Source organism: Pseudomonas sp. EGD-AK9 (genome assembly GCF_000465935.2).
Lineage (GTDB): Bacteria > Pseudomonadota > Gammaproteobacteria > Pseudomonadales > Pseudomonadaceae > Aquipseudomonas.
The window spans coordinates 1-5,295 of the sequence record NZ_AVOF01000232.1; the positions used below are offsets into that span (position 1 = coordinate 1).

Sequence of the window (5,295 nt, forward strand, 5' to 3'; positions counted from 1 at the left end):
GGGCGCGAACGCGGCGTAGCCAGCGGCGCCACGGCCCAGCCGGCAACCTGATCGAGCAGCGGCGCCACCACCCCGGGCAGGTCCTTGTCGGCCAACAGACCGAACACCGCCCAACGGTGCCCAATCGGCGGCCGGGCTTGCAGACGCTGCGCCAAGTATTCGGCGGCATGGGGATTATGCCCAACATCGAGCAACAGTGTGAGTGACTTGCCTCGCCAATCCAGCGTGCGCCGGTCCAGACGCCCGGTAACCCGCGTCGCCGCCAGCGCCTGGGCGATCTGCGCGGCATCCCAGGGCAGCTCCAGCAAGGCATAGGCCTGCAGCGCCAGGGCGGCATTTTCCATCGGCAGATCGAGCAGCGGCAGCTGTTCCAGGCGCAGCACCTGCCCACGCGCATCGAGGCCGTACCAGGACCAAGCCTGCGCGCCGATACTCAGGTCGTAATCGCGGCCGCGCAGAAAGAACGGCGCATCCAGCCGCGCCACCTGATCGAGCAGCGGCTGCGGCGGGTCGAGATCGCCGCACAGCGCGGGCTTGCCGGCGCGCAGGATGCCGGCCTTCTCGTAGGCCACCGACTCGCGTGTGTCGCCCAGCCAGTCGGCATGATCCAGACCGATGCTGGTGACCAGTGCCAGGTCGGCATCCACCAGATTCACCGCATCCAGCCGGCCGCCCAGGCCGACCTCCAGCACCACGGCATCCAGCGCCGCGCGCTCGAACAGCCAGAAGGCCGCCAGGGTACCCATTTCGAAATAGGTCAGGGAGGTTTCGCCGCGCGCCGCCTCGACTGCGGCGAAGGCCTGGCACAGCTCGGCGTCGCTGGCCTCGCGGCCATCGATGACCACCCGCTCGTTGTAACGCAGCAGATGCGGCGAACTGTAGACGCCGACCCGGCGCCCCTGCGCACGCAGCAGGCTGGCGACGAAGGCGCAGGTGGAGCCCTTGCCGTTGGTGCCGGTCACGGTGATCACCAGCGGCGCCGGCTTGCCCAGGCCGAGGCGCTGCGCCACCTCGCGCGAGCGCTCCAGGCCCATGTCGATGGCCGAGGGATGCAGCTGCTCGAGGTAGGCGAGCCAGTCGCCCAGGCTACGCTCGGTCATGCAGTGGCCGGCAGGGCAACCGGAGAGGGGCGATTCATCAGCTGCGCGAGCAGGCGCGCCAGACGCGGACGCAGCTCGGCACGCGGGATGATCATGTCGATGGCGCCGTGCTCCAGCAGGAATTCGCTGCGCTGGAAGCCTTCCGGCAGCTTCTCGCGCACGGTCTGCTCGATCACCCGCGGGCCGGCGAAGCCGATCAGCGCCTTGGGCTCGGCCACGATCACGTCGCCGAGCATGGCCAGGCTGGCGGAGACGCCGCCGTAGACCGGGTCGGTCAGCACGGAGATGAACGGCAGGCCCTCTTCGCGCAGACGCGCCAGGGCGGCCGAGGTCTTGGCCATCTGCATCAGCGAGATCAGCGCCTCCTGCATGCGCGCACCGCCGGAGGCGGAGAAGCACACCAGCGGGCAACGCTGCTCCAGGGCAACGTTGGCAGCCTGGACGAAACGCTCGCCGACGATGGCGCCCATGGAGCCGCCCATGAAGGAAAATTCGAAGGCGCATACGGCGATCGGCATGCCTTCGAGGGTTCCGCGCATGGCGATCAGCGCGTCCTTCTCGCCGGTCTGCTTCTGCGCGGCGGCCAGGCGATCCTTGTACTTCTTGCTGTCGCGGAACTTCAGGCGGTCCACCGGCTCCAGCTCGGCGCCGATTTCCTCGCGGCCATCGGCATCGAGGAACAGGTCGAGACGGGCGCGCGCGCCGATGCGCATGTGGTGGTTGCACTTGGGGCAGACGTCGAGGGTCTTTTCCAGCTCGGGACGATAGAGCACGGCTTCGCAGGACGGACATTTGTGCCACAGCCCCTCGGGCACCGAGCTCTTTTTCACCTCGGAACGCATGATCGAGGGGATGAGTTTGTCTACCAACCAGTTGCTCATGCTGTCATTTCTCCATAACCGTTGGTTCGGGTGGGGCGGCTCACCTGTGGGCGCCCACCGCCAGCAATTCGTTTCCACCGCCATTGGCGGCGTGACAGGCTAATGGACGGCCGCGCCTCAGGCGTCGTCACATCCGGCGTCACGCACCGCCTGCACGAACGCGCGAATCTTGCCTGCATCCTTTATGCCTTTGCTCGCCTCGACGCCGCCGCTGACATCCACCGCATAGGGCCGCACCTGGCGGATCGCCGCCGCGACGTTGCCCGCCTCCAGGCCGCCGGCGAGGATGATCGGCTTGGCGGCCTGGCGCGGTACCAGCGACCAGTCGAAGGTGGCGCCGGTGCCGCCGGGCACGCCCTCGACGAAGGTGTCCAGCAGGATGCCGCGCGCACCGGCGTAGGGCGCCATCGCCGCCACCACGTCCTCGCCGGGGCGCACTCGCAGGGCCTTGATGTAGGGACGGCCATGCCCCTCGCAGTCGGCCGGCGACTCGTCACCGTGAAACTGCAGCAGATCCAGCGGCAGGCGTTGCAACAACGCCTGCAACTCGGCGCGCTGCATATCGACGAACAGCCCGACGCTGGTGACGAACGGCGGCAGCGCCTGCAGGATCGCAGCCGCCTGCTCGACGCTTACCGCCCGCGGACTTTTCGCATAGAACACCAGGCCGATGGCATCGGCCCCTGCCGCCACCGCCGCCAGGGCGTCCTCGATGCGGGTGATGCCGCAGATCTTGCTGCGCACGACTGACACGGGCGTACTCCCCTGCTGCAAAGCGCTGGATGGTAGCAAAGGCCTAGACCTGCCGCACGTCCGCCAGGGCGGACAGGAAATGCGGGCCGAGGTAACGCTGCGGCAACTGGAACTCGTCCGGATACTCCACCTGCACCAGATACAGGCCGTAGGGATGCGCGGTCACCCCGCCGGTGCGACGCTCGCCGCGTTCCAGTACCTCGCGCGCCCACTCCACCGGCCGCTCGCCTGCGCCGATGGCCATCAGCACGCCGGCGATGTTGCGCACCATGTGATGAAGGAAGGCGTTGGCGCGGATATCGAGAACGATGAAGCGGCCGTGCTCGATCACCTGCAGGTGATGCACCGTCTTGATCGGCGACTTGGCCTGACACTGGGTGGCGCGGAAAGCGCTGAAATCGTGAGTGCCGACCAGCACCCGGGCGGCCTCCTGCATGCGCCGGACATCCAGCGGCCGATGGTTCCAGGTGACTTCCTCGGCCATATGCGCCGGGCGAATCGGGTCGTTGTAGATCACGTAGCGGTAGCGCCGCGCCATGGCCGAAAAGCGCGCATGAAAATGCGCCGGCATCACCTGCGCCCAGGTCACGCTGATGTCCTTGGGCAGGTTCATGTTGGCGCCCATGATCCAGGCGTGCAGCGGGCGCTCGACGGCCGTATCGAAATGCACCACCTGGCCGCTGGCGTGCACCGAGGCATCGGTGCGCCCGGCGCAGAGGATGCTCACCGGTTCGCCGCCGGCAACCTTGGACAGCGCCTGCTCCAGGCTGCCCTGGATCGATGCCACCTTGCCGCTCTGGCGCTGGAAACCGCGATAGCGCGTGCCCTTGTACTCGAGACCTAGGGCGATTCTGGAAAAGCCAGCGGCCGCCATTTCGGCGGCCGCGGCAGGTACTGCGTCAGACATGTAATCCATCAAACCAGCTTGGCAATCATCTCACGGGCTTCCTGTTGCTGGGTCTCGCTGCCCTCGGCGACCACTTCGTCGAGGATGTCGCGAGCGCCTTCGGTGTCGCCCATGTCGATATAGGCGCGCGCCAGATCCAGCTTGGTCGCGGTTTCATCGGTGCCGGAGAGGAAATCGAAGTCGTCGTCGCCATCCAGCTCGCCGGCCAGGCTGTCGACCGGCTGCAGCAGCTCCTCTTCCGGCTGCTCCAGGCTACCGGCCAACTGATCCAGCTCGGCGGTCACCTCATCCAGTTGCGCGGCGAAGCTATCGGCCTCGACCTCGGGCTGCGCCTGCAGCTCCTCGCCGAGGGACAGATCGAAATCCGCCGGCAGTTCGAGATCGGCGGCGGCGCTTTCTTCCGGCAGATCCAGGCTCAGCTCGGCCAGCTCGTCGGCGGGCTCGGCAGCTGCCGGCACGCTGTCTTCGTCGAGGCTGAGGAGGAAATCGTCGGCCTCGTCGGCAGTCGCCGGGGCGGACTCGTCCAGATCCAGGCTGAACTCGCCGAGGTCGTCGCCAGGCTGCGACAGCTCGACCTTGTCGTCGCCCAGGGCCAGGTCGAAATCCAGATCGTCACTGGCCGCTGCCGTCGCCGGCTCGTCGACCAGACCGAAGTCCAGGTCGTCATCCAGCGACAGACTGCCAGCGTCCCCCTGCGCGGCCTGCATGTCGCGATCCAAGTCCGCCTCCAGTTCGTCCAGGCTCAGATCGAAGGCATCGTCCAGGTCGCCGCCGGCGGCAACCGGCGCTTCGCTGCTCGGCTCGTCCAGGCTCAGGTCGTCGAGGCTGAAGTCGCCCAGGTCGTCAGCGGCGCTCGCCGCGGCAACGCCGCCGGCGCCGACGAAGGCGGCTATGGCCGGGTACTTGGCTTTCAGCTGCTCGGCCTCGGCATTGACGCCGCCGATCTCGCGCAGTTCGTTGTCCTGACGGGCGAAGCCTTCGCGGTCGCCCAGCTCGGCATAGACTTCCATCAGTTTCAGACGCAGATCGCTGCGCTGCGGCTCGTCGTTGATGGCGTTCTGCAGCAACTCGGCGGCCTGATTGAAACGGCCGTAGGCGATATAGATATCGGCTTCGCCCAGGGCATCGCCGGTTTGCGCGGTCACCCGCTCTTCGCCAGCAGCGGCCGGCGCAGCCGGCTTGGCCTCGTCGCCGAGACCGGCGAAGTTGTCTTCCGGCATGTCGAGGTCGACGGCGAAACTGCCGTCCTGTGCCATTTCGTCGGCCAGCTCTTCGTGCAGCTCGGCTTCCTTCATGGCATTGCGCCGCGACAGCGCCATCAGACCGACCAGCAGCAGCAGCAATGCGCCACCACCGGCCAGGCCCAGGGTCATGGGGTTGGCCAGCAGGTCGTCGATAAAGCTTTGCGGGGCCGGCGCCGGAGTCGGTGCAGGAGCGGCAGGCTTGGCCGCTTCCGGCTTGGCCGGCTCAGCCGGTTCGACCGCCTTGGCCGGAGCAGGTGGTGCAACGACAGCAGCCGGCTCACTGGCCGGCTGTTCGGGTGCCGCGGCGGCGCTGTCTTCGACAGGCGCAGCCGGCTCCTCGCTGTAGTTGTAGTCGGGGGCCGCCCCTTCGGGCGGCGACACAGGCGGGGTCGCCGCCTCCGTGGCCGGCG

Annotated in this window: 5 protein-coding genes; all 5 read right to left on the reverse strand. The window is 67.9% G+C overall.

The annotated features are described in order from the left end of the window. Nucleotides 1-1,100 (reverse strand): bifunctional tetrahydrofolate synthase/dihydrofolate synthase (gene folC / locus N878_RS11910; protein ID WP_021443881.1); only part of this gene is annotated, 1,100 nt, incomplete at its 3' end. Further along, the gene (gene accD, locus N878_RS11915) at nucleotides 1,097-1,981 is read right to left on the reverse strand and encodes an acetyl-CoA carboxylase, carboxyltransferase subunit beta (RefSeq protein ID WP_021443882.1); all 885 of its coding nucleotides are present in this window, start codon (nucleotides 1,979-1,981) and stop codon (nucleotides 1,097-1,099) included. The genes folC and accD, both read right to left, overlap by 4 nt. 117 nt (nucleotides 1,982-2,098) lie before the next feature. Continuing rightward, nucleotides 2,099-2,734, reverse strand: a complete 636-nt coding sequence (locus N878_RS11920; protein ID WP_031303077.1) for a phosphoribosylanthranilate isomerase — start codon at nucleotides 2,732-2,734, stop codon at nucleotides 2,099-2,101. A 43-nt stretch (nucleotides 2,735-2,777) separates the two neighbouring features. Next, entirely contained in the window at nucleotides 2,778-3,641 is an 864-nt protein-coding gene (gene truA, locus N878_RS11925; protein ID WP_031303078.1) for a tRNA pseudouridine(38-40) synthase TruA, read from the reverse strand. Nucleotides 3,642-3,649: 8 nt separating this feature from the next. Then, the coding region (locus tag N878_RS11930; RefSeq protein ID WP_031303079.1) for a FimV/HubP family polar landmark protein at nucleotides 3,650-5,295 on the reverse strand (1,646 nt) is incomplete at its 5' end.